Source organism: Polynucleobacter sp. JS-Fieb-80-E5 (assembly GCF_018882015.1).
GTDB lineage: Bacteria > Pseudomonadota > Gammaproteobacteria > Burkholderiales > Burkholderiaceae > Polynucleobacter.
This window is the reverse complement of record NZ_JACVPH010000003.1, coordinates 107560-128598: the sequence shown is the minus strand read 5'-3', so window position 1 is coordinate 128598 and position 21039 is coordinate 107560. Positions and strand designations below refer to the sequence as shown.

Here is a 21039-nt window from a genome sequence, read left to right as displayed (position 1 = left end):
TTAGACTCCGATCAAATGGCGTAGAACAAAGACAGTCAAAAAACCTGCGCCCATAAATGACAGTGTGGCAACAAGTGAGCGCGGCGATAAGCGAGAAAGCCCACAAATGCCATGACCACTAGTACAGCCAGATCCGTAGTGCGCACCAAAGCCAACTAGAAGGCCCGCAATCACAATCGCAAACCAATCAGACTCAATCTCTACAACGGGAAATATTCCAAAAAACAGTGCCGCCATAAATGGAGCTGATACCAAGCCCAAAACCAAACTGAGACGCCATGCAGTGTCCGTTAATTTGGGATGCAATAAACCAGAAACAATGCCACTGATTCCTAGGATGCGCCCATGAAGTAATACGTAAAGAGCTGCAGCAACCCCAAGAATCATTCCCCCTAGTAAAGAGGGAATGGGTGTAAACGAGAACCAGTCAATTTGCATTATTTAATCTATCAATTTATAAAATTAACTGCAAGGGTTAGGCGCAAGACGTACCTGTAAGTAACGCAGACCTAAATAAGCCCCAAAAATAAATCCTGGTAAAGCCAGCAATGAACCAAGGGCTAGGGTAGAAATACCGCTTAAGCCTTGTCCTACTGTGCAACCTAAAGCAGTGACACCACCAAAGCCCATCAATGCACCGCCAACTAAATGATTGGCTGTATCTTCAGAATTACGAAAAGATTCCCAGCGGAATGATTTTGTTGCAATAGAAACTGCCGCAGAACCTAGAATCATTCCTAGAACAGCCATAATGCCAACGGTCAACACTTTAGATGTATCGCTATACATCATTAGCCAGTCAAGTGAATACGCATAAGGAGCTACAAAAGATAAGCTCTCCATGCGACCAGAGTTCGTTACTAAAAATACCTCTTCTAGAGTATTGGGATCTTCAGCAACAAAACCAAGATTGCCGGATACAAACCATACCGCACAGATTGCCAATCCCACAGCTATACCCGCAAAGATATTTTCAGTGGTCCAAAATGCCTTGCTCGCAAGAGCATAAGCAATAAATGCCGAGCCAATGATTAAGCCTAGAGCCAAATGAAGAATTGGACGGGCAATGCCAAGGGACGCACTTAAAAGACTCGGCAAGTCTTGTGGGGTATTGAAAGCTATGAAAAAAGTATCCAAGGTATTGATACGAATAACGCCTAAGAACCCACGCAAGGTCATATAAGCGGTTAAACCCAGCACCATAAAGACAACAATAGACTTTAAGTTACCGCCACCAATACGAATTAATGTTTTGCTGCCACAACCCGAGGCCAAGACCATCCCGAAGCCAAACATAACGCTGCCCACAATAGTGGAGAGCCATAAAAATTTACTACCGGTATACATACTCTTCAGGGGATCAATTAAGCCGAAATAAGACATCAAGGCAAAACCAATGATGGCAACCCCAATAGCCAAGAACCATTGCTTTAAACGATCCCAACTAGACATGATGAAGACATCAGACACTGCCCCCATGCTACAGAATCCAGTCTTTTGCATGACCGCACCCAAGAAAAAGGTAATAGCAAAGGTTGCCCAGAGGACTGACTTACTTAAAGAATTGATATCTACAACATCCATAGCGACTGTGTCTTGAAAAATTAAGGTTTAAATTTATAAAACTGCTTGTTTAGGAAAGCCGTCACATCCACTTCATCCTCGGGAAATAAATCAAGACGAAGTTCTGCATTGCAGAGTGAGACCATTTTCTTCAAATCGGCCAAGGATTTCACCTTGCCATCCGAGCGGGTGTAAATCATGTCGCCATTTCCAAAGCCCGTTTTTTTGGCATGGCAGGCATAGCACTTTTGCTGATCAATAGTTTTGCCATTCGCCAAATCCGGAGTAGCGAACACGGGCGCACTAAGGAGCGCACTGAATACGGCCACCGCAATGGATCGAAGAAAAATCATTTTCATTACAAATCAAGGATTTAGCATTAATCCTCTATTTTAAGGCCCAATGACTGAATTTGCCTTACTCCGCTTGGATAGACAGGTAAACGTTATAGGCATTCATGCGGTTTGCAGCCCTAAACAAAGGCATCCCTTCGTATTCCGACCAATCGGCCTGCTTATAGGCGTCCTCAAAAGGATCCAGGTTTATTGCTGCTTTAGACATCGACTCACGTAAATACTTCAAATAGCCCCTAGTAAAGGCAATATCTTCGGTCGGATTTACTGAATAACCCCCATGACCCGGTATGACTATATTGGGATTTAATTTTTCTATTTCGTCCAAGGCCGCCAACCATCCTTTGCTGTCAGCATTACCAACAAAGGGAATACGGCCTCTAAACACAAGGTCTCCCGCAAAAAGCACCTTCTCGGATGGGACGTACACCATCAGATCTTCAGGAGCATGGGCAGGCCCCACTCTACTAATAAAGAAATCAATGCCACCAATCGTCAATTTCGATTTCTGATCAATCCACACATCAGCAGAAATGAGCTTGGTATTTGCATTTACCCAGGGAGCGAAATCGATTCTTGACGCAATTAAACGTTGCTTTGCTGTTTCTGAAGAAAGATAATTTCGCCCTTCACCTTGGGCATAAATCTTCGCGCCAATTTTTTTAAATTCTTGCAAACCATACACATGATCTGCGTGATAGTGACTAACAATGATGGCGACAACTTTCTGCGGAGTAATCTTTTTAATTTCTGCAATTAATTTTTGCGCAAGAATAGGCGACCCCAAAGCATCTACAACCACGACACCACCCGGCGTTACAACAAATCCCGCATTGGATATGAAGTTCTGATTAGCACTACTCCCCATCTCCGGAAAGCCCTGTACAAAATAGGTATGCTGCGCTACCTGCACAGGTTTTAAGAGGACTGAATCAGGGGTGTTGCTTTGTCCAAAAGCAATACTGAAAAAAACAAGGGATCCCAAAAGGATCCCTACAAGACTTTTAAAGCAATACATGATGTCCTGCTTAAGGCTTTATGTAGGCAAAACCATCTTTATATTGCAAGTCAGCAACTCGCACTACGCCTGATGGCGTGAAATCCGCATCGAGTGTGAACTGATCTTTTTTCAAGTTACGATTCTTTAAGGTGATCTCGCACACTTCAAACTTCACACCACGAGACTTGAGGGCGCCGACTAATGGAGCATATTCCACATTGTTTTTCTTATCCTTGGCGCCTTCCATCAACATGTCAACGCCATTGGCATGGGTCACAACGATGATGATGGTATTGGGAGAAGTGTCCAAATGATTGCGAATATTGCGCAGGCCTTTTAGACCTTGAGTTTCTGCATCATCAATGTGATAAACCACTTTAGTGGGACCAGCTGATTGAGCCGAAACGACAGAGCAAAATCCTAATGTCAGCGCTAAAGCAGTAATAATAGAAAGTAGTTTTTTCATGCTGATTCTCTTGTAAATAATTAGATTGGAGCCATGCCAGGATTATTTGAAACGCCTTTAATGATTGGCTCATTGAGCTTAACCGCTTTAACGACTTTGACATCGCGCAAGTGGCGCTCCATGACATCCCAAATTGCTTCGCCGCCTGCATTTTTCGCCTCTTCACTGACTGGTGCCCAACCAGCTACTTTGTAGGTTTTGTTTGCATCAATGGCCTTACCATTTAAGCGCATATCCGAAATACGTTTACCAGCAGTTTGTGCTGGATCAATGGTGTATTGCATTCCACCGACGCGAACCATGTCACCACCCTGCTGGTAATACGGATCAGGATTAAACAAGTTATCAGCGACGTCCTCAAGAATAGTTTTGATTGTTTCACCACTCATATTGGTAACGGTAGTGTATGGGTAGGTAATCGCGGTTTGATCTAAAAGATTCTCACGCGTAATAGGTTGGCCAGGCAATAAGCTGGTACCCCAACGGAAGCCTGGAGAGAAGGCAATCTCTGCATTCTTCTGCGCCATCAATCCATCCAAGATGAGTTGATCAAAGCTACCGTTAAAGTTACCACGGCGATACAAGAGACCCTCTGTAGTTGCTAACTTCTCATTGAGCTTGGCTTCATACGGAGCCCTGACTTTAGCGATCAACTTATTCATCGTTGGATCCGCTGGAATCATATTGGAGAAAATTGGGAATAGCTTGTAGCGGAAATCTACTGGCTTGCCACCCTTCACATCAAAATCGAGTACACCCAAGAACTTACTATTAGACCCAGCATTGGTAACCAGAGTTACTCCACTAGCATTCTTCACCTTCACTGGAATAGGCACGCCATCATGGGTGTGCCCACCCAAAATAGCATCCAGTCCGCGTACGCGGGAGGCCATCTTCAAGTCCACATCCATACCATTATGAGATAGAAGCACCACCACCTTTGCGCCTTTTGATCTAACCTCATCTATGGTCTTTTGCATATTCTCTTCCTGAATACCAAATGTCCAATCGGGAGTGAAGTAGCGGGGATTTGCAATGGGCGTATAAGGGAAGGCCTGACCAATGATGGCCACCTGTATGCCATTCTGTACTTTCATGACATAGGGATTAAATACTGAGTCACCGAAATCGGCTGTTTTAATGTTTTGCGCTACAAATGAAACTTTGCCCTTGAAATTGCCATTCACGATTTCCATGACGCGCTTTTCGCCAAGAGTCATTTCCCAATGGGGTGTCATCACATCAACACCCAAGGCAAGAGCGGCATCAACCATATCTTGACCATTGGTCCACAGTGCCGTTCCTGAGCCTTGCCAAGTATCGCCACCATCAAGCAACAAAGCGCCAGGACGACTTGCTTTCATTTGCTTAATCAATGTAGCCATATGAGCAAATCCGCCCATCTTGCCGTAGTTCTGTGCGGCAGCAACATAATCTAAATAGGTAAAGGCATGAGCATCGCGCGTACCCGGTGCAATACCATTAGCCTTTAAGAAATATTCACCAACTAAGTGAGGAGTCTTACCCTCTTGCGCGCCAATACCGAGGTTTACATTAGGCTCACGAAAATAAATTGGCAATAGTTGGGCATGACAATCTGTAAAGTGCAAAAAGTGAACATTACCAAATTTAGGCAAGTCATAGAATTTTTGCGCAGTACTTTGTGCATTAACAAAGTTTGATTGCAAGCTCATTCCGCCTGCAGATGCAATAGCTAAGGCCTGTAGAAAATCGCGACGACTTAAAGACATAACATTCCCTTTGTGAAAACAGGCCTGTCGGCCTGTTTTTATTACTTATTTATTGACTGGTGAGGCAGGATCAAGCAGCAATGCCATCACATCCTGAATCTGCTGCTCATTTAAGAGCTTGAAATGCGCAAATCGCGGCATGTTGCTGCATGCGTTGTAAGCCTTGGAATTATTAATACGATTCCAGGTATAGGTCACCACCTCTTGAGAATATCCGCGCATCTTTCCATAGCCAGTCAACGACGGACCAATATTTCCATAGGAAATTTCTTTAGGATCGATTTGGTGACAGTTGTAGCAGCCACCACCTATAACAGTGTCAGCTTTATCGGTCCAGGTAGCACCGCGACCGCTCTGCGCAATCGCCTCACCCTTTTTCCAGTCGCCGATGTACTTGCCATCGGACGGCTGCTTGATGCTATCCATATTCATTTTCTGAATCTTTTCGCGCATTTTTGTACCCTGCTTGCTATTAGCAAACACAGGATCAGAACAAAACTTTTGGGTTTCATCTTGCTGAATTCGGTCTAGGCCAGCTATGCCATCAGCCTTAAAGCCATCCTTCATCATTTTGTTGAATTTAGGATCATTGGCTTGCTGCGCCATTACATTGCCATGCATTACTACTGAAGCCAAAGCAAAACAGCTAATAGCTAAGAGGGATTTAATATTCTTCATGTTCATAGTCTCTATCTCTTATCCATTAACGCTTTAAGCCAGGGGTTTCAACTGTGCCGCCATTAGCGTTCTTAGCCATATACATTGATACCGCTATAGTTAAATCAGAGGCATAAATTGGAAATGGGAAACGTTGCTGACGATAGCAATCATTTAAACGTTGCTGCATCGTCCAGAACTGTCCACTCGATACGCGATATGCGGGCCAGTAACCCCAGCCTAAGGCAGCGCCCTTTTGAGTGGTGATGTTTGGCAAGTCTTGCAAGCGGATACGCTTACCATCTTCACCATGACAAGAGGCGCATGAGAAATCCATTGGGCCGCCCTGGAAGAAAAATGCACGCTTACCAAGCTCATACATTTCTTTTTCTTTCGGATGCGCTGTGCTCACTTTAATTTTGTCGCCTTTAGACAAGGTGACTACGTAAGCAACAATGGCCTCCATATCCTTCTTAGGGCCCTTTTGAAACGGGGCATCAATCATCTCTTGCGGATCACGGCCCTGTAGCTTCTGCATACAAGTCATTAAACGGGATTCGAGATCTTGAACCTTATTGGTGTCTTTAAAGTAACGCGGTAACTGAGCTGCAGCACCCTTTACTACACCTGGCCCCAAACCTAAATCACACTTTTCTAAAGTAGCGTTCTTAGGGCCAGCAGGCTTTTTCCACAACTCCTCACCAGCTGCCTCGTAAAGCTCTGAAGGGTTGCCATCAGCAATCATCTCGCGATATTTTGCAATATCGTCTGTAGCACTATTTTGCGCTGATACAGAAGATGAGACCATTAATAAAGCAGCCGCCATTCCTGAGGCTAGCCCTAATGTAAATTTACGCTGCATTTGCAACCCTTTCAAAACCCATGAGGTGGTAAAGATTTATTGATTCAACCTGCAAATTAAGAAGCAGTTGCTTCGTCGGTGCGCTTGTCACCTTTGCTATCAACCCAACTCACAACAATCTTGTCACCTTTGGCGCCCTTGTATTTGAAGTTCAAGAATGGATCCTTAGAAACCGCAGGGCCAAACTGACCATTCAATACATCTTTACCGTTAGCTTTGACATTGATAGTAGTAATGTGCCACGCAGGAATCGTTTTACCAGCAGCATCTTTACGCTGACCAGATTCCATATCGTGCTTCATCAAAATTTTTACATCCACAATTCCGCCGTTTTCGGCCGCTCTTACGCGCATTGGATCAGACATATATTCCTCTTGTAATCTAGTAATTAATTAATGGTTTTTATTTGGGCTGGGGTTGATTAACCGCCGCAACCACCTAAAGTCACTTTTACTTCCTTAACAGCCATACTCCATTTGCCATCAGCTTTTACCAAGGCATACACATTGGAAGTTTGACCCATCTTGATACGAGTAGTAACAAAAGGCTCAGTACCTGCAGGAATATAGAATTGCGCAGCTAAGGCGCTTGGGTTTTTCTCAACCAAGATTGCCATTTGCTCTGCTTTCAGAGTTGTAACAATACCAACTGGAACTACCGCACCATTTTCTGCAATATCTGGGGCATTCAAGGTAACGGCACTAGATTTGTCTGGGCTACCTGCACCCAAGATCTTGAATACATCATCTAGGCTCTTACCTTCAAAAGCGGCTTTATTCCACTCTTGAGCTTGGGCTACGCTGATAAGACCCGCAGAAGCCATTAAGCCGAAAACGGCTGAATATTTCAATAAACTGCGTCGCTGCTGATTCATAAAAACTCCTTTAATAATCTACTCTTAGTCTCAAATATAGCGGTATTTTAAAAAAACCTCTGTAAACCTATTGTCCTGTAAGCACCCAGCGCACTAGAGTCGCCCTGTCCTCATCGGATAACTGGGACTGTGGCGGCATTGGGATCGCTCCCCACACCCCCGATCCCCCATTTTTGACCTTAGCCATCAGCTTTTCTTGAGCTCCACTCTGCCCCTTATATTTAGCTGCAATATCGGCAATTGATGGGCCAACCAATTTCGCATTTGGGGCATGGCATGCCGAGCAGTTTTCATTCTTAAACAGCGCTGCAGGACCCTTTGTGCTTGCAGCATGAGTATCAGAGGCATGTGCGAGCCCCTCACCTGATGTGCCTGGCAGTTTATCAAGCGGCGGCTTGGTTGAGTCTGATCCACGATATGGGCCATAGAGGCGATTTTGCTCTGCAATATTGCCGTGAGCATTTCTAGCGAAGTCTGGAAGCGTAGAGCCAATTTGTACAAACTTCACGCAATTATTCATGCAAGATGAGCCATTGACATCGGGTTTGCCGTTCACGCTCCAGAAACCATGATTACGAGTCATGCCGTTACGGTTAGGCATTTTTTTCTGGACTTCGGCAATGTTGGCATCACTCAATACAAAATCATCCGGGACTATTTCACCCAAGCTGAGAATATATGCAACCAGCGCATAAGTATTGTCTGGAGTAAGTGATCTCGGTGCGTTCCAAGGCATGGCGCGATAGATGTAGTCCCACAATGTTGAAACAGTTGGCACCTTCATCAAAGTAGTACGCTGAGGCTGCTTACGATCCGACAAAGAGGCAACCCTGCCAGTCTTTACATCATCAACAGTTGTTCCACCAGCAATCGGAGTAAAGATCTCATTTGACTCACCAAAAACACCGTGACAACTAGCGCACCTAGATTCCCAAATTGCTTGACCTTGCTCAACAGAGCCAGATCCCTTTGGTAGGCCTTTAAAGTCTGGGCGCACATCAATATCCCAAGCCATGACTTCTGCAGGAGTTGCATTTCTTCCAATGCCTGGAAACTTGGCGGAGCCTTGTGTACTTTGTGCAAACGAAATCTGGGTAGCTAATACTGCAATACTTAGCAGACTCAAACGAGCAATAAAATTAACCGACTTGTACATTGCTCACCTCACCGTTTGAATCCAATTTCCATGACTGAATTGCATTGTTGTGATAAATCGATCGATTACCCCGCACATCACGCAAGACCTTTATCGACGGCTGAATGTAACCAGTGTCATCCACTGCTCTAGATTGCAATATTGCCGGAGATCCATCCCATACCCAATCAATATTGAAGCGAGTAATAGACTTGGTTTGAATTGGAGTCTCTAAACGAGCAGTACGCCAGTTATTACCACCATCAAAAGAAACATCAACACGCTTAATCTTGCCGCGACCAGACCAAGCCATACCGCTGACGTTGTAGAAGCCCTTATCCAGCAATTGCTGGCCACCTGAAGGTGTAGTAATTACTGATTTGCATTCCTGGATCGATGCATATTGGCGGTGCATACCATCCGGCATCAATTCAATGTAGTGAACAGCTTCATCTTTCGCATTCCAAGGCATATCACCAACCTCTAGGCGACGCAACCACTTCACCCAGCTAACGCCCTGCACACCAGGCACTACCAGGCGTAATGGGAAACCGTTTTCTGGGCGCAACATCTCACCATTCATACTCCAGGCGACGATTGTGTCTTCTAAGCAGCTTTCTAGATTAATGGTGCGGGTCATTCCAGAGCCATCGCCACCTTCAGCAAGCATGAACTTGCCTTTTTTCAAATCTGCGCCGCATTCTTCAAGCAATACCTTGAGAGGCACGCCAGTAAACTCACAGCAAGAAAGCATCCCGTGGGTGTACTGCACTGTTGGCACAGCTACGTTGCCCCACTCTAAACCAGTATTAGCGCCACACTCAATAAAGTGCGTACGAGAAACTGAAGGCAATCTCATTAAATCATTCATCGTAAAGACGCGAGCGTTCTTCACCAAACCGTTCACCATGAGGCGATGGGTTTCAGGGTTGAGGTTGTACCAACCTTGGTGATGACGCTCAAAGTGCAAACCGTTTGGAGTGATAGTTCCAAACAAACCCTGCAATGGGGTAAATGCAACTGAAGCTGCAGAAACGCGCGTTAAGCCAGGTGATTCACGACGAATGAGATTAGATTCATAAATAGATGGAACGCCATAAGGCATGGTGGCAACGTTCTTGCCTAAAGTGGTTTGCCACTCTTGCTTCTCTAGGATTGCCGGGTCACCTTCTCCAGCAGCAAAAGCCATTGGGGCAGCCAGGCCAGCAGCTGCACCACCAATGGCTGATAAAAAGCCCTTACGTAAGAAGCCGCGACGGGTCTCATCTAGGCCATTTGAATTGATATCGGCAATTAACTTCTGAGAGATAAAGTGCTCGGGCGCTTTCACCAAGCGAGCTCTATTAGCCGGCTTCTCAACCGCCGAGATATCCTCGGCACTTAATTCAATCTGCTTCTTAGTCATTTGACCTCTACTTGAAAAGTGATTTACTGCAAAACTTAATGAATGCTTTCAGCAATCTTTGCGCAGACTGTCTGACACATCTCTACGGTTGCGTTATCCGCAATCGAGTAATAAACCGTTACACCCTCTTTGCGGCGCATTAGAATTCCAGCTTTATGAAGCGCCAATAAATGTCTCGAAACATTGGCCTGGCTCGTGCCACACATCTCTACAACCTCAGAGACGGATTTTTCACCGCTACAGACTGCATACATGATGCGTAAACGTGCGGGCTCAGATAGAACATTGAAATAAGCAGCCACATGCGCAAATACCTTCTCCATCTGTTTTGGAGATAAGTTTTTTGTCGCCTTTTGAACCTTTACCCTCAATTTCACTAGCCTTTTAATATATGCATGTATACGCATATATTTGACCCTTTAAGCTGGTAAATCGGTATAGTGAGATACCCTACATTGCTTAGCAATACAATCAAGCCATGGATACGGATGCAATCCTTCTCTCGCTTAAGCTGGCGCTTTGGACCCTGGTCCTCATCCTTCCATTTGGAGTTTGGGTTGCCCATAGCCTCTTAGGCCTTAATAGAAGCAAACCCTGGGTGGAAGCTGCCCTAGCCCTGCCACTCGTTTTACCTCCCACTGTTTTGGGCTATTACCTTTTGGTTGGCTTGGGCGGAAAGACTTTTTTAGGTATTCCACTGGTGTTTTCCTTTGCCGGAATCCTCATTGCCTCCCTCATAGTCAACCTGCCTTTTGCAATACAGCCGATTCAGCGCGCATTTGAAGCTATCAACCCGGAAATTATTGAGGCCGCCCAAGTCAGCGGCCTATCCAATTGGCAAATTTTTCGCTTGATTGAGCTTCCACTGGCATGGAGAGGCATTACCAGTGCCGCAGTGCTGACCTTTGCTCATACCCTAGGTGAATTTGGGGTCATCCTCATGGTTGGGGGCGCAATCCCCGGAGAAACCAAAACAGTATCGATTGCGATCTACGACAAAGTGCAAAGTTTTGATACCTCAGGCGCCGGCGCACTGGCCTTATTGCTGCTAGGTATATCTCTGATTGCAATTGCCCTTTCATATGGTGTTTTTGGCAAAAGCGTCTCCCAACAGCGCCAACGGAGGGGCTGATGCTTAAACTCAAAATAAGCCAAGCACTCCCTAACCCTCTGCAAATTACGCTGGAATGTGCAGCCGGTCAATTGCATGCTCTTGTGGGGCCATCTGGTAGCGGCAAAACCAGCACTCTGAGAACGATTGCCGGCCTCAGCCAAGCTAAGATTGGAAAAATTGAATGTAATGGTGAGACCTGGTTTGAGGCCAATGAACTTGCAGGAGTAATACAGAACCTGTCTCCCGCGCAACGTTCTTGTGGATTTTTATTTCAGCAATACGCTCTCTTCCCGCATCTATCCGCGCTTGAGAATGTTCTCATCCCTTTACAGAATTCTGCACATAAGGTGGCTGAGCGTAAAGCCCTTGCTCAGGACTGGCTAGGTCGCATGGGCATTGCTGAACTTGCCCATCGTTTTCCACACCAACTCTCGGGCGGACAACAGCAACGCGTAGCACTTGCTCGCGCATTGGCACGACAGCCAAAGATCTTATTGTTAGACGAACCATTTTCCGCTGTTGATGCGCCAACGCGACAAGGTCTATATAAAACTCTTGCTGATTTACGCAAGGATTTAAACATTCCGATTGTGTTGGTTACACATGATTTGCGTGAGGCTGATCTGCTTGCCGACCGTATTACCGTGATTGATAACGGCATCAGCTTACAAACGGCAGCGCCCCAAGTGCTATTTCAAAGACCTAGAAACTCGCGTGTAGCCGAGTTGGTTGGCATTAGCAATTTATTTCATGGGATATTTAATGCGGGCAATCTCACTTGGGATGGCTGCGATAAAACCTTTTCCGTGGCCGATAAAGGCAAAATCCCCGCCAATGCCCAAGTAGCATGGGTGATTCCGCAAGATGGTTTGAGTATCCATAACGCACCAACCTTGACCAGCACTCCAGCGATTGCTGCAGAGATTAGTGTCTTAGGCCAAATTGCGGTGATCCAACTACAAATTCAAAATAGCATACATAAAATTGAATGGGTTGCATCAGCATCTGAAGTGAAAAGATTGAATATGGAAGTTGGCAGCCAAATGTATATTGAATTAAATGGCAATCAAATTCACATCATGCCGTTACGACCAATCAATGATCCCAGACGTTTTGTTGATGGCAACTAGAGATTTTAAGGAAAACAGAATTTAAGAAATACATCCACCAGTACAACCATGCTCGAATCAAACAAAAACTAAAGGGATTGAGCCCAACGCAATAACGAACTCAATCGCCCCCCTAGTAAGCCAACAAAGAAGTTCTTTTATTTTCAAACGCCGGCTTGAGAAAAACTTTCAAGATTTTTTATACTCGGAATTTGAATGCTTAACTTTCCGATATTGGAAATTAAACCCTGTTCCGCCATAGAAGCAAGGGCTCTACTAATAGTTTCAAACTTCACGTCCATCATTAGGCCCATATCCTCTCTTTTAAAGAGTGGCGCAACTGCCATATCACCTGAGATCTTGGCAATTCGCAAGAAAAATCTCGCTAAACGCGCCTCAATTCTTCCGGTATTGATTTCAGAAAACCATGACTCCGACTGAGTCAGGGCTTCACCCCATTTTTTTACAATTTGGCGATGTAAGCGTGGAGACTCTTCACCCAAGCTGGAAATAATGGCTTTTGGTATGCGGCACAGGTGGATATTGGATAAAGCTGCAGCAGAATGGGTATAACTCTTACCCAACAAAGCCTCCATACCAAACAAATCACCCGGCATTACTAATCGGACTATTCTAGTTGAGCCATCGGAATTGATATGCAATAGCTTTATATAACCCTCACGCAAGGTAAATAAATGCTCAGCAGAATCTCCCTGCGTGTAAATCCCTGCATTTGCTTCGAAACGTAAATCATCAATTGGCGAATGAATTTTGGAAAAATCTTCTTCATTTAATTCGGCAAAGAGTGCAGAGCTACGGATGGAGCAGGCATTACAGTCACTATTACCCTGCCATGCGCTTTTAATTTCAATAGTCTTCATAGGAAAGCAGTCACTTCTTAGCAACCAATCCCAATATTGCAGACATGCCAGTGTGGCGCGGGCCCTCAGAAAGTTCTTTCTCGTAACTTACAAGCTCAAGTATTTCAAAGTCTTTGGCAAGATCTCTAATTAACTCTTCTGTGTAGAGATGCTCTATTAATGATGGGCCGCCGGTTTTGTAATCTAGTTGCTTAGGAGTATAGCCCTGCAAGATAAAGAGTCCACCAGGTTTTGTCGCCTTGTAAGCTTGCTCAAAGATTCTAGCGCGCATTGCTGGATCGGCAAATTGAATGAAGATCCCAATCACTGCGTCATAAGTATTTTCTTGCCACGCATAGCTATCAGTATCAGAGAAGGAATACTCAACTTGCACTTGATTATCTTTGGCAAACTGCTTTGCTTTAGCAAGCGCGATATCAGACGCATCAAATCCAATAACCTGCATGCCTTGCTTAGCAAGCCAGACGCCATTGCGACCTTCGCCATCAGCAATACAGAGAACCTTATCTTTGGGCTTTAGGTATTGCTTTGTTTTCTCAACAAGATACTCGTTAGGCTCTTTGCCAAAAATGAACTCTTCTTTATCAAAGCGTTCGTTCCAGAACTGGGTGGCATCCGCGAAACTCATAGACCTATCCTGATGAACTTGATTATTTTTTGAGTCCACCAACGAGGTCGTTCTTTAAGTCGTTGATGTTTTCAAGGCCAACAGCAATACGCACCAAGCCATCAGAAATACCGGCGGCTTTACGAGCCTCAGGTGTTACACGGCAATGCGTTGTTGTGGCTGGATGAGTAATAGTCGTACGGGTATCGCCCAAATTTGCAGTAATCGAGCAAAGCTTCGTTTGGTTGATAAGCTTGAACGCCGCCTTCTTGCCACCCTTCAGAGTGAAAGAAACAATCGCCCCACCCTCTTTTTGCTGGCGCATTGCCAACGCATGTTGAGGATGCGATTTCAGGCCAGGATGGTAAACGCGCTCTACTCCAGATTGCTTCTCAAGCCATTGAGCCAAGGCGAGCGCATTTTGACTCTGCTGCTTCATGCGAAGCTCTAAAGTCTCCAGGCCTTTGAGGAATACCCAAGCATTAAACGCCGAGAGTGTTGGACCTGCGGTACGAACATATGGGAAAACTTTACCCATGATGAAATCTTTGCTACCGACAATGGCCCCGCCTACCACTCGACCCTGTCCATCCAAGTACTTAGTGGCTGAATGAATCACCACATCAGCACCAAGCGCCAATGGTTTTTGCAAAGCAGGCGTACAGAAGCAGTTATCCACTGCGAATAAGGCGCCTGCTTTTTTAGCAATCTTTGATATCGCCCTGATATCAGCAATCTCAGTTAAAGGATTGGAAGGCGTCTCTAGATAAAAGAGTTTGGTATTGGGTTGCACAGCAGCCTGCCATGATTTGGTATCAGTCAAATCAGCATAAGTGGTTGTGATGCCAAAGCGACCTAAGATATTGGTGAACAACTGAATGGTTGCACCAAATACTGAGCGCGAGCAAACCACGTGATCACCTGCTTGTAAATGCGCCATTGCCATTGTCAGAATGGCAGACATTCCGGAAGCGGTAGCAATACAAGCCTCGCCACCCTCTAAAGCAGCCAAGCGATCCTGGAACATGCTTACAGTTGGATTAGTAAAGCGAGAATAGATAAAGCCTTGGTCAGCATGTGCAAAACCATCAGCCGCTAGCTCTGCGCTATCAAAACAGAAGCTGGATGTCAGAAACATCGCCTCTGAATGCTCTTGGTATTCAGCAGTGCGACGAGTACCGGCGCGAACCGCTAAGGTCTCGAGCGCTAGCTTAGAAAAATCGGGTTTTTTACGGATAGTTTTGCTCTTCATACTGCTATTTTGACACCGAATTACGAATTTGCCTCGAGTGAGGCAAATTCCTGTCGCTTTTTAGTCTTCGGTGGCCAAATGCAGGTGGAGCTGTGAACGGGCGAAGTCGCTCGAATCCTTCTGACGATCAGCTTTCGCATCAGAGGTATTTCTAGCGGCCTCTAAGGCATCAAGATAGGACTCAGTAATGTCACCCGTAATATAGAAGCCATCAAAGCAAGATGCTTCAAAGTTCTTGATATCTGGATTGACATCTCTCACTGCCTGCTTCATATCTTCAATGCTTTGATAGATCAACTGATCTGCACCAATCATCTTGTTGATTTCTTCATCGGTACGCCCATAGGCTACTAATTCGCTGCGAGTTGGCATATCAATGCCGTAAACGTTCGGGAAACGGACTGGGGGTGCTGCAGATGCAAAAATCACCTTCTTCGCACCAGATTCACGTGCCATCTGCACAATCTCAAATGAGGTTGTGCCACGAACGATGGAGTCATCCACAATCAATACCGTCTTGTCTTTAAATTCAATACGCATGGCATTGAGTTTTTGACGAACAGACTTCTTACGAACAGCTTGGCCAGGCATGATAAATGTACGGCCGATGTAACGGTTCTTAAAGAAGCCTTCACGGTAATCCACGCCCAATTTCTTTGCTACCTGCATAGCTGCTGGACGGCTGGAATCCGGAATTGGCATCACCACATCAATTTCATCGACATTGGTTTCTTTGCGGATCTTCTCAGCCAAGTAGTCGCCCATACGCATACGCACGTTGTAGACAGTCACACCGTCAATGGTTGAGTCTGGACGGGCCATATAGACATACTCAAAAATGCAAGGCGTTAGCACTGCATTCGGTACACATTGACGTGAATAGAAATTACCATCCAAGTCGATATAAATTGCCTCACCTGGATGAACGTCGCGAACAAAGGTAAAGCCTAAGCCCTCAAGAGCAACAGACTCAGATGCAATCATCCACTCAGGACCTTGAGGAGTATCGATACGTCCAATACACAGCGGACGGATACCGTACTGATCGCGGAAGGCCAATAAGCCATAACCGGCTATTAAAGAAACTACTGCATAAGAGCCTTTAACGCGATTGGTTACACCAGTCACGGCGTTAAACATCGCGCCCTCATCTAGGGCTGCACTATTAGTTTCTTTTTGGAGTTCATCAGCCAATACGTTAAGCAACACTTCAGTGTCAGAGCTGGTATTAATGTGACGACGGTCACGATAGGCCATCTCCACACGCAGACTTGGTGCATTAGTCAGGTTGCCGTTATGCGCCAAGATAATGCCGTAAGGAGCGCTTACATAAAAGGGTTGCGCTTCTTCTTCGCTACTTGCAGAACCTGCAGTTGGGTAACGCACTTGGCCAATGCCAGCGTTACCAACCAAGCTACGCATATTACGAGTTCTAAACACATCTCGTACCAAGCCATTGGCTTTATGCATCGTGAATGAGTTACCGTTCATCGTTGCAATACCTGCCGCATCTTGTCCGCGATGCTGCAAAAGCAGCAATGCATCATAGAGAAGTTGATTTACTGGTGAGTGGGAAACAGTTCCGACGACGCCGCACATATCTCTAGATTCCTATTGTTAATTTAGGAGTAATGGTAGGGGTAACTTTAGGCATTGCATCACCTAATTGTTTAGCCCAGTCGGCAGGAAGCCAACCTTTAATTAAACCGGTTGCCATATCAATTGCTGGTCTGGTAATAGCATTCTTCCAAGCCATACTTTGCGGAATGGGTGTGAGTGCAGCTAAGGTAGCCAACACTACTATAACTAAGCCGCCACGAATCACGCCAAATATCAAACCCAAAAAACGGTCTGTAATACTAAGACCTACTGACAAAATAATCTTCTGCACTACTCCACCAAACAAACCGCAGATGATGAGCGTTAGTACAAACAAAATGATGAAGCTCACACCAAGACTCAGCAACTCATCCAGATGAAATGTTGAGAGCCACTCAGTTGAGAGGTAATTACTGTAGTGATAAGCAACCCAAGAAGCTGCAAACCAAGAGGCTAAAGCAAGCACCTCTTTAAACAAGCCGCGTGAGATACCTACCAGGGCAGAAACCAAGAGTACGACTAGGGTGAAGTAATCCACCGATGTTAGCTTGAGGGTGGACAAGTATTCCATTACTGTTTACCGGACTCGACAAGTCTTGGCGAAAGACCCATCGCCTTAATTTTCTTTTCCGCCGCTTCTGCAGCATCTTTATCGGTGTAAGGCCCTGCGCGCAATACGTACAGCTTTGCGCCATCACTGCCCGTCTTATTTAAGACGTAGTTAGGAATCTTTTGATCTTTTAGTTTTGCAATCCAACCCTTAGCGCGCTCTTCTGAAGCAAAGGCGCCAATCTGAATCACATACTTACCTGAGCCGGAAGTGCTGGGCTTAGGGGCATCTTCTGCCTTAGGTTTCGCATCAGCCTTAGGACTTGCTGCAGCAACAACCTCTTCACCCGCCGCTAAACCTAATGTGCCAGATTTGTTTGCTGCAGGCACTGCTGGTTTAGTGTCTGCCTTAGTTTCTACTTTTGCTTCTGGCTTGACTTCTGGTGCAGGTGCAGCGGCGACCTTAGGAGCTTCTTTAGCAGGCTCAACAGGAGTCTCTACTTTTGGTTTCTCTTCAGCCTTAGGTTCTGTACCAGGAATAGGTAAGCTGGTAACAATGTTTACTGCGATGTCGTTAGATGATGCCTTTGGTTTGTTATCCAAAATACGAGGTAAGCCAATAACAGCAATTAATACGAGGACAGCAGCACCAATCAGGCGATGGCGCGCTCTTTGTTGTTCTGGATCTTCTGTGAGGGCAAGTTCTTCAGCTTCTGCTGCGCGCTGAAAACTGCGTGGGGCTGCTCGTTTGGCGGTGCGACTACCCCTTGAACCTATTTCAAGGTCATCAAACTGGGTTTTTCGCTTAAAAAAGCTTGGTAAACGAATCATGGATCAGTGGGCCTGGTTGTTTCGGTAAGTCATTACGCCTGCAACGGTATAGAAGGATCCGAAGATCACAATTCTATCACCCTCACCCGCCAAAGATAGCGCTTTTTGATACGCTAAAGCAGGTTCTGGGAGGCATTCAATACCCCCGTCTGACCCATTTTTTGGCTTTACTCCCATAGATTCAAGCTTCTCGGCCAGGGCCTTGGCGCTGGCAGCTCTGGGGGTTGGTAAATCAGTACAAAACCAGAAATCTACGATGCTTAAGAGGGGTTTAATCACCCCCTCAATATCCTTGTCAGCCATAACCCCAAAAATGGCATAGGTGTAGGGGTGGTAACCCATCTTATCGAGCCCCTGAGCCAAGGTAGCAGCAGCATGGGGATTGTGAGCAACATCCAATACCACGGTAGGCTGACCTGGGAGAACCTGGAATCGGCCTGGTAGCTCAACCAAAGCAAAACCATTACGAATGTCCTGGGCGCTCACTGGTAGGCGCTGATGTAAGGCCATCAAGGCAGCTATTACTGCCGAGGCATTCAGAATCTGATTGGCACCTCGCAACGCTGGGTACCCAAGCCCACTAAAGCGCTTTTTGCGCCCTGCCCAACCCCATTGCTGTTTATCGCCCTGGAAGTTGTAGTCACGCCCCTGTAACCAGAGATCGCAGCCCAGTTTTTCAGCATGATCAATCAGCGATTGTGGCGGTACAGGATCACCGCATACGGCGATATGTCCTGGGCGGAAAATACCGGCCTTTTCTAGGCCAATGGCTTCGCGTGTGCCACCCAAAAAATCCGCATGATCGATATCGATACTAGTCACGATTGCGCAATCAGCATCAACGATGTTGACAGCATCTAAGCGACCACCCATTCCCACTTCCAAGACAACCGCATCTAAATTGGACTTAGCAAACAGATGCATGATGGCTAAGGTGGTGAACTCAAAATACGTTAAGGTTGGCGCATCGACTAGACTCACCCGAGCCTCTTCGACAGCAGCAAAATGCTCAAGCAAGAGATTGTCTTTGACATCTTCACCATTGATGCGAGCACGCTCATTGAATTTGAGTAAATGTGGAGAGGTATGGCAACCGACTCTATAGCCAGAAGCCAACAGAATGCTCTCCAGAAATGCACAGGTCGAGCCTTTGCCATTTGTGCCGGCAACCGTAATTACTGGGCAATCAAAATGGAGATCTAATGCAGCCTTCACGCGATTGATGCGCTCAAGCCCCATGTCTATGCCAACGGGGTGAGCAGTTTCGAGGTGGCTAAGCCAAGCCTCTAGGCTAGGAAATAATATGGGGGCTTGGTGTGCTGAGCTCAAGCGCTTAAACGACTGCGCTACCCGCGATAGCAGGCTCGGGAAGCTTTTGCAACAAAGCAAGTAAACGCGCAATTTCACCGCGCATCTGACGACGATCAACAATCATGTCAATACCGCCCTTTTGCATCAGGAACTCAGATCTCTGGAATCCTTCTGGCAACTTCTCACGCACTGTTTGCTCAATCACGCGTGGGCCAGCAAATCCAATCAAGGCTTTTGGTTCGGCCATCACTACATCACCCATGAAGGCAAAACTTGCAGAAATACCACCCATCGTCGGGTCAGTAAGCACGCTGATATAAGGTAAGCCTTTTTTAGCTAACAAGGTCAACATCGAGTTAGTCTTCGCCATTTGGAAAAGGGATAACAAGCTTTCTTGCATCCGCGCACCACCAGTAGCGGTTACACAAATGAAGGCGCACTTCTTATTAATTGCCTCTTGCACTCCGCGGGCAAAACGCTCGCCTACTACAGAGCCCATTGAACCACCCATGTATTGGAATTCGAAACAAGCAGCTACTACAGGAATGGTTTCAATCTTGCCACCCATCACAATCAAGGCTTCAGATTCGCCAGAAGCATCATTCGCTTCTTTAATACGATCTGGGTATTTTTTTGAGTCTTTAAATTTAAGCGGGTCAATTGGATAGATATCAGCACCGATTTCGTAGCGGCCTTTTTCATCCAACAAGCTATCTAAGCGTAGACGCGCTCCGATACGCATGTGATGACTACATTTTGGGCATACCGATAAATTAGCTTCAATGTCGGTGCTGTACAGAACAGTTTCACAACTGGGGCACTTAACCCACAATCCCTCAGGTACCGACTTGCGATTTGCAGGATCAGTATGTTGTATTTGGGGTGGGAGTAATTTATCTATCCAGCTCATTAGTTTTTAGCTATCCAATGCGTCGCGTATCTCACGAATGAAGATTTCCAGTGATTGTACCGCCTGCCCAGGGGGCGCATCCTCTAAAAGACGAATGATTCGGCTGCCGATCACCACTGCATCAGCACTTACCGACACCGCCTTCGCGCTAGCTGCATCACTAATTCCAAAGCCTACAGCAATTGGAATATCCGTCTCTTCACGAATTTTCGGGATGATGCTGGCCACATCCTGCGTATTGAGGTTAGATGCGCCAGTAACCCCTCTCATAGAAACATAATAGATATAACCAGAAGCTATTTTGGCCGCCTCTTTAATGCGCTCATGTGATGAAGTAGGCGCTAATAAGAAGATCGGGTCAATACCGGCAACACGCATACGAGCGGCAAAGTCCACACACTCTTCTGGCGGGTAATCTACTACGAGAACACCATCGACACCAGCAGCCTTCGCTTCGGTTGCAAAACGCTCTGCCCCCATTTGCTCTACTGGGTTTGCATAACCCATCAAAACAACTGGTGTATTAGCATCCTGCTTGCGAAACTCTTTCACCATCTCTAAGCAGCTATGCAAAGTGACGCCTTGAGTCAGTGCGCGTTCCGATGATCTCTGAATGACAGGACCATCAGCCATTGGATCTGAAAACGGCACACCTAATTCAATCACACTTGAGCCGCCACGAACCAATGCATGCATGAGTTCAACGGTTTGTTTAGGATCTGGATCACCAGCAGTAATAAAAGGAATCAATCCTTTTTTGCCTGTTGCTTTTAGCTCCTTGAAGAGCGCAGTAATTTTTGACATAACTCT

25 protein-coding genes are annotated in these 21039 nt (G+C 46.0%); 3 read left to right on the top strand and 22 right to left on the bottom strand.

Going from position 1 to position 21039, the window contains the following annotated elements; translation table 11 throughout:
• The 13 genes from ICN44_RS05530 to ICN44_RS05470 all read right to left on the bottom strand — a co-directional run bounded on the left by ICN44_RS05530 (position 1) and on the right by ICN44_RS05470 (position 10443).
• A complete protein-coding gene (locus ICN44_RS05530) occupies positions 1-438 on the bottom strand; it encodes a YeeE/YedE family protein (protein ID WP_216263055.1) in 438 nt (145 codons plus the stop codon).
• Positions 439-462: 24 nt separating this feature from the next.
• Positions 463-1584 (bottom strand): YeeE/YedE family protein, encoded by a 1122-nt coding sequence (locus tag ICN44_RS05525; protein WP_216263054.1) that lies wholly within the window; start codon positions 1582-1584, stop codon positions 463-465.
• A gap of 20 nt (positions 1585-1604) precedes the next feature.
• Positions 1605-1922 carry a hypothetical protein gene (locus ICN44_RS05520; protein WP_216263053.1) on the bottom strand — a complete coding sequence of 106 codons (318 nt, stop codon included), beginning with the start codon at positions 1920-1922 and terminating at the stop codon, positions 1605-1607.
• 58 nt (positions 1923-1980) lie between these two features.
• Positions 1981-2901, bottom strand: a complete 921-nt coding sequence (locus tag ICN44_RS05515) for an MBL fold metallo-hydrolase (protein WP_255537434.1) — start codon at positions 2899-2901, stop codon at positions 1981-1983.
• A 43-nt stretch (positions 2902-2944) separates the two neighbouring features.
• The gene (locus tag ICN44_RS05510; protein WP_216154070.1) at positions 2945-3382 is read right to left on the bottom strand and encodes a DsrE family protein; all 438 of its coding nucleotides are present in this window, start codon (positions 3380-3382) and stop codon (positions 2945-2947) included.
• Positions 3383-3402: 20 nt separating this feature from the next.
• Complete coding sequence (soxB, locus tag ICN44_RS05505) at positions 3403-5133, bottom strand: thiosulfohydrolase SoxB (protein WP_216263052.1); 1731 nt, start codon at positions 5131-5133, stop codon at positions 3403-3405.
• Between the two features lie 45 nt (positions 5134-5178).
• Positions 5179-5817 carry a sulfur oxidation c-type cytochrome SoxX gene (soxX, locus tag ICN44_RS05500; RefSeq protein WP_216263051.1) on the bottom strand — a complete coding sequence of 213 codons (639 nt, stop codon included), beginning with the start codon at positions 5815-5817 and terminating at the stop codon, positions 5179-5181.
• Between the two features lie 19 nt (positions 5818-5836).
• Entirely contained in the window at positions 5837-6652 is an 816-nt protein-coding gene (soxA, locus tag ICN44_RS05495) for a sulfur oxidation c-type cytochrome SoxA (RefSeq protein ID WP_216263050.1), read from the bottom strand.
• Between the two features lie 56 nt (positions 6653-6708).
• A complete protein-coding gene (gene soxZ / locus ICN44_RS05490; protein ID WP_215363351.1) occupies positions 6709-7017 on the bottom strand; it encodes a thiosulfate oxidation carrier complex protein SoxZ in 309 nt (102 codons plus the stop codon).
• 56 nt (positions 7018-7073) lie between these two features.
• Positions 7074-7526 (bottom strand): thiosulfate oxidation carrier protein SoxY, encoded by a 453-nt coding sequence (gene soxY / locus ICN44_RS05485; protein ID WP_215363350.1) that lies wholly within the window; start codon positions 7524-7526, stop codon positions 7074-7076.
• Positions 7527-7593: 67 nt separating this feature from the next.
• Positions 7594-8682: a c-type cytochrome gene (locus ICN44_RS05480; protein WP_216263049.1), complete on the bottom strand. Its 1089-nt coding sequence runs from the start codon at positions 8680-8682 to the stop codon at positions 7594-7596.
• Positions 8666-10066, bottom strand: coding sequence for a sulfite dehydrogenase (soxC, locus tag ICN44_RS05475; RefSeq protein ID WP_216263048.1), 1401 nt, complete (start codon positions 10064-10066; stop codon positions 8666-8668). The genes ICN44_RS05480 and soxC overlap by 17 nt, the downstream gene beginning before the upstream one ends.
• A gap of 35 nt (positions 10067-10101) precedes the next feature.
• Positions 10102-10443, bottom strand: coding sequence for a metalloregulator ArsR/SmtB family transcription factor (locus tag ICN44_RS05470; RefSeq protein WP_216156792.1), 342 nt, complete (start codon positions 10441-10443; stop codon positions 10102-10104).
• A gap of 101 nt (positions 10444-10544) precedes the next feature.
• On the opposite strand from ICN44_RS05470, the gene modB reads away from it, so the two are divergent.
• Genes modB through ICN44_RS05455 form a run of 3 tightly spaced genes read left to right on the top strand, consistent with a single transcriptional unit; the run spans position 10545 to position 12405 of the window.
• Positions 10545-11198 (top strand): molybdate ABC transporter permease subunit, encoded by a 654-nt coding sequence (gene modB, locus ICN44_RS05465; RefSeq protein ID WP_215321942.1) that lies wholly within the window; start codon positions 10545-10547, stop codon positions 11196-11198.
• The gene (locus tag ICN44_RS05460; protein WP_216263047.1) at positions 11198-12310 is read left to right on the top strand and encodes an ABC transporter ATP-binding protein; all 1113 of its coding nucleotides are present in this window, start codon (positions 11198-11200) and stop codon (positions 12308-12310) included. Before modB ends, ICN44_RS05460 begins: the two co-directional genes overlap by 1 nt.
• A 2-nt stretch (positions 12311-12312) precedes the next feature.
• On the top strand, positions 12313-12405 hold the full coding sequence (locus tag ICN44_RS05455; RefSeq protein ID WP_216157674.1) for an IS3 family transposase: 93 nt from the start codon (positions 12313-12315) through the stop codon (positions 12403-12405).
• 48 nt (positions 12406-12453) lie between these two features.
• Here the strand turns inward: ICN44_RS05455 and ICN44_RS05450 are convergent, their stop codons facing one another.
• The 9 genes from ICN44_RS05450 to trpA are packed head-to-tail and all read right to left on the bottom strand — an operon-like array spanning position 12454 to position 21033.
• Positions 12454-13170 (bottom strand): Crp/Fnr family transcriptional regulator, encoded by a 717-nt coding sequence (locus tag ICN44_RS05450; RefSeq protein WP_216263046.1) that lies wholly within the window; start codon positions 13168-13170, stop codon positions 12454-12456.
• A 10-nt stretch (positions 13171-13180) separates the two neighbouring features.
• On the bottom strand, positions 13181-13798 hold the full coding sequence (locus tag ICN44_RS05445; protein ID WP_216263045.1) for a bifunctional 2-polyprenyl-6-hydroxyphenol methylase/3-demethylubiquinol 3-O-methyltransferase UbiG: 618 nt from the start codon (positions 13796-13798) through the stop codon (positions 13181-13183).
• A 22-nt stretch (positions 13799-13820) separates the two neighbouring features.
• Positions 13821-15029, bottom strand: coding sequence for an O-succinylhomoserine sulfhydrylase (locus ICN44_RS05440; protein ID WP_216263044.1), 1209 nt, complete (start codon positions 15027-15029; stop codon positions 13821-13823).
• Positions 15030-15089: 60 nt separating this feature from the next.
• Entirely contained in the window at positions 15090-16628 is a 1539-nt protein-coding gene (purF, locus tag ICN44_RS05435; RefSeq protein WP_216122321.1) for an amidophosphoribosyltransferase, read from the bottom strand.
• Between the two features lie 4 nt (positions 16629-16632).
• Complete coding sequence (locus tag ICN44_RS05430) at positions 16633-17199, bottom strand: CvpA family protein (protein WP_216263043.1); 567 nt, start codon at positions 17197-17199, stop codon at positions 16633-16635.
• A complete protein-coding gene (locus ICN44_RS05425; protein ID WP_216263042.1) occupies positions 17199-18008 on the bottom strand; it encodes an SPOR domain-containing protein in 810 nt (269 codons plus the stop codon). The genes ICN44_RS05430 and ICN44_RS05425 overlap by 1 nt, the downstream gene beginning before the upstream one ends.
• Positions 18009-18011: 3 nt before the next feature.
• Positions 18012-19337 carry a bifunctional tetrahydrofolate synthase/dihydrofolate synthase gene (folC, locus tag ICN44_RS05420; RefSeq protein WP_216263041.1) on the bottom strand — a complete coding sequence of 442 codons (1326 nt, stop codon included), beginning with the start codon at positions 19335-19337 and terminating at the stop codon, positions 18012-18014.
• Positions 19338-19341: 4 nt separating this feature from the next.
• Positions 19342-20229 (bottom strand): acetyl-CoA carboxylase, carboxyltransferase subunit beta, encoded by an 888-nt coding sequence (gene accD, locus ICN44_RS05415; protein ID WP_216263040.1) that lies wholly within the window; start codon positions 20227-20229, stop codon positions 19342-19344.
• A gap of 6 nt (positions 20230-20235) precedes the next feature.
• Positions 20236-21033 (bottom strand): tryptophan synthase subunit alpha, encoded by a 798-nt coding sequence (gene trpA, locus ICN44_RS05410; protein WP_216263039.1) that lies wholly within the window; start codon positions 21031-21033, stop codon positions 20236-20238.
• Positions 21034-21039: the final 6 nt, after the last annotated feature.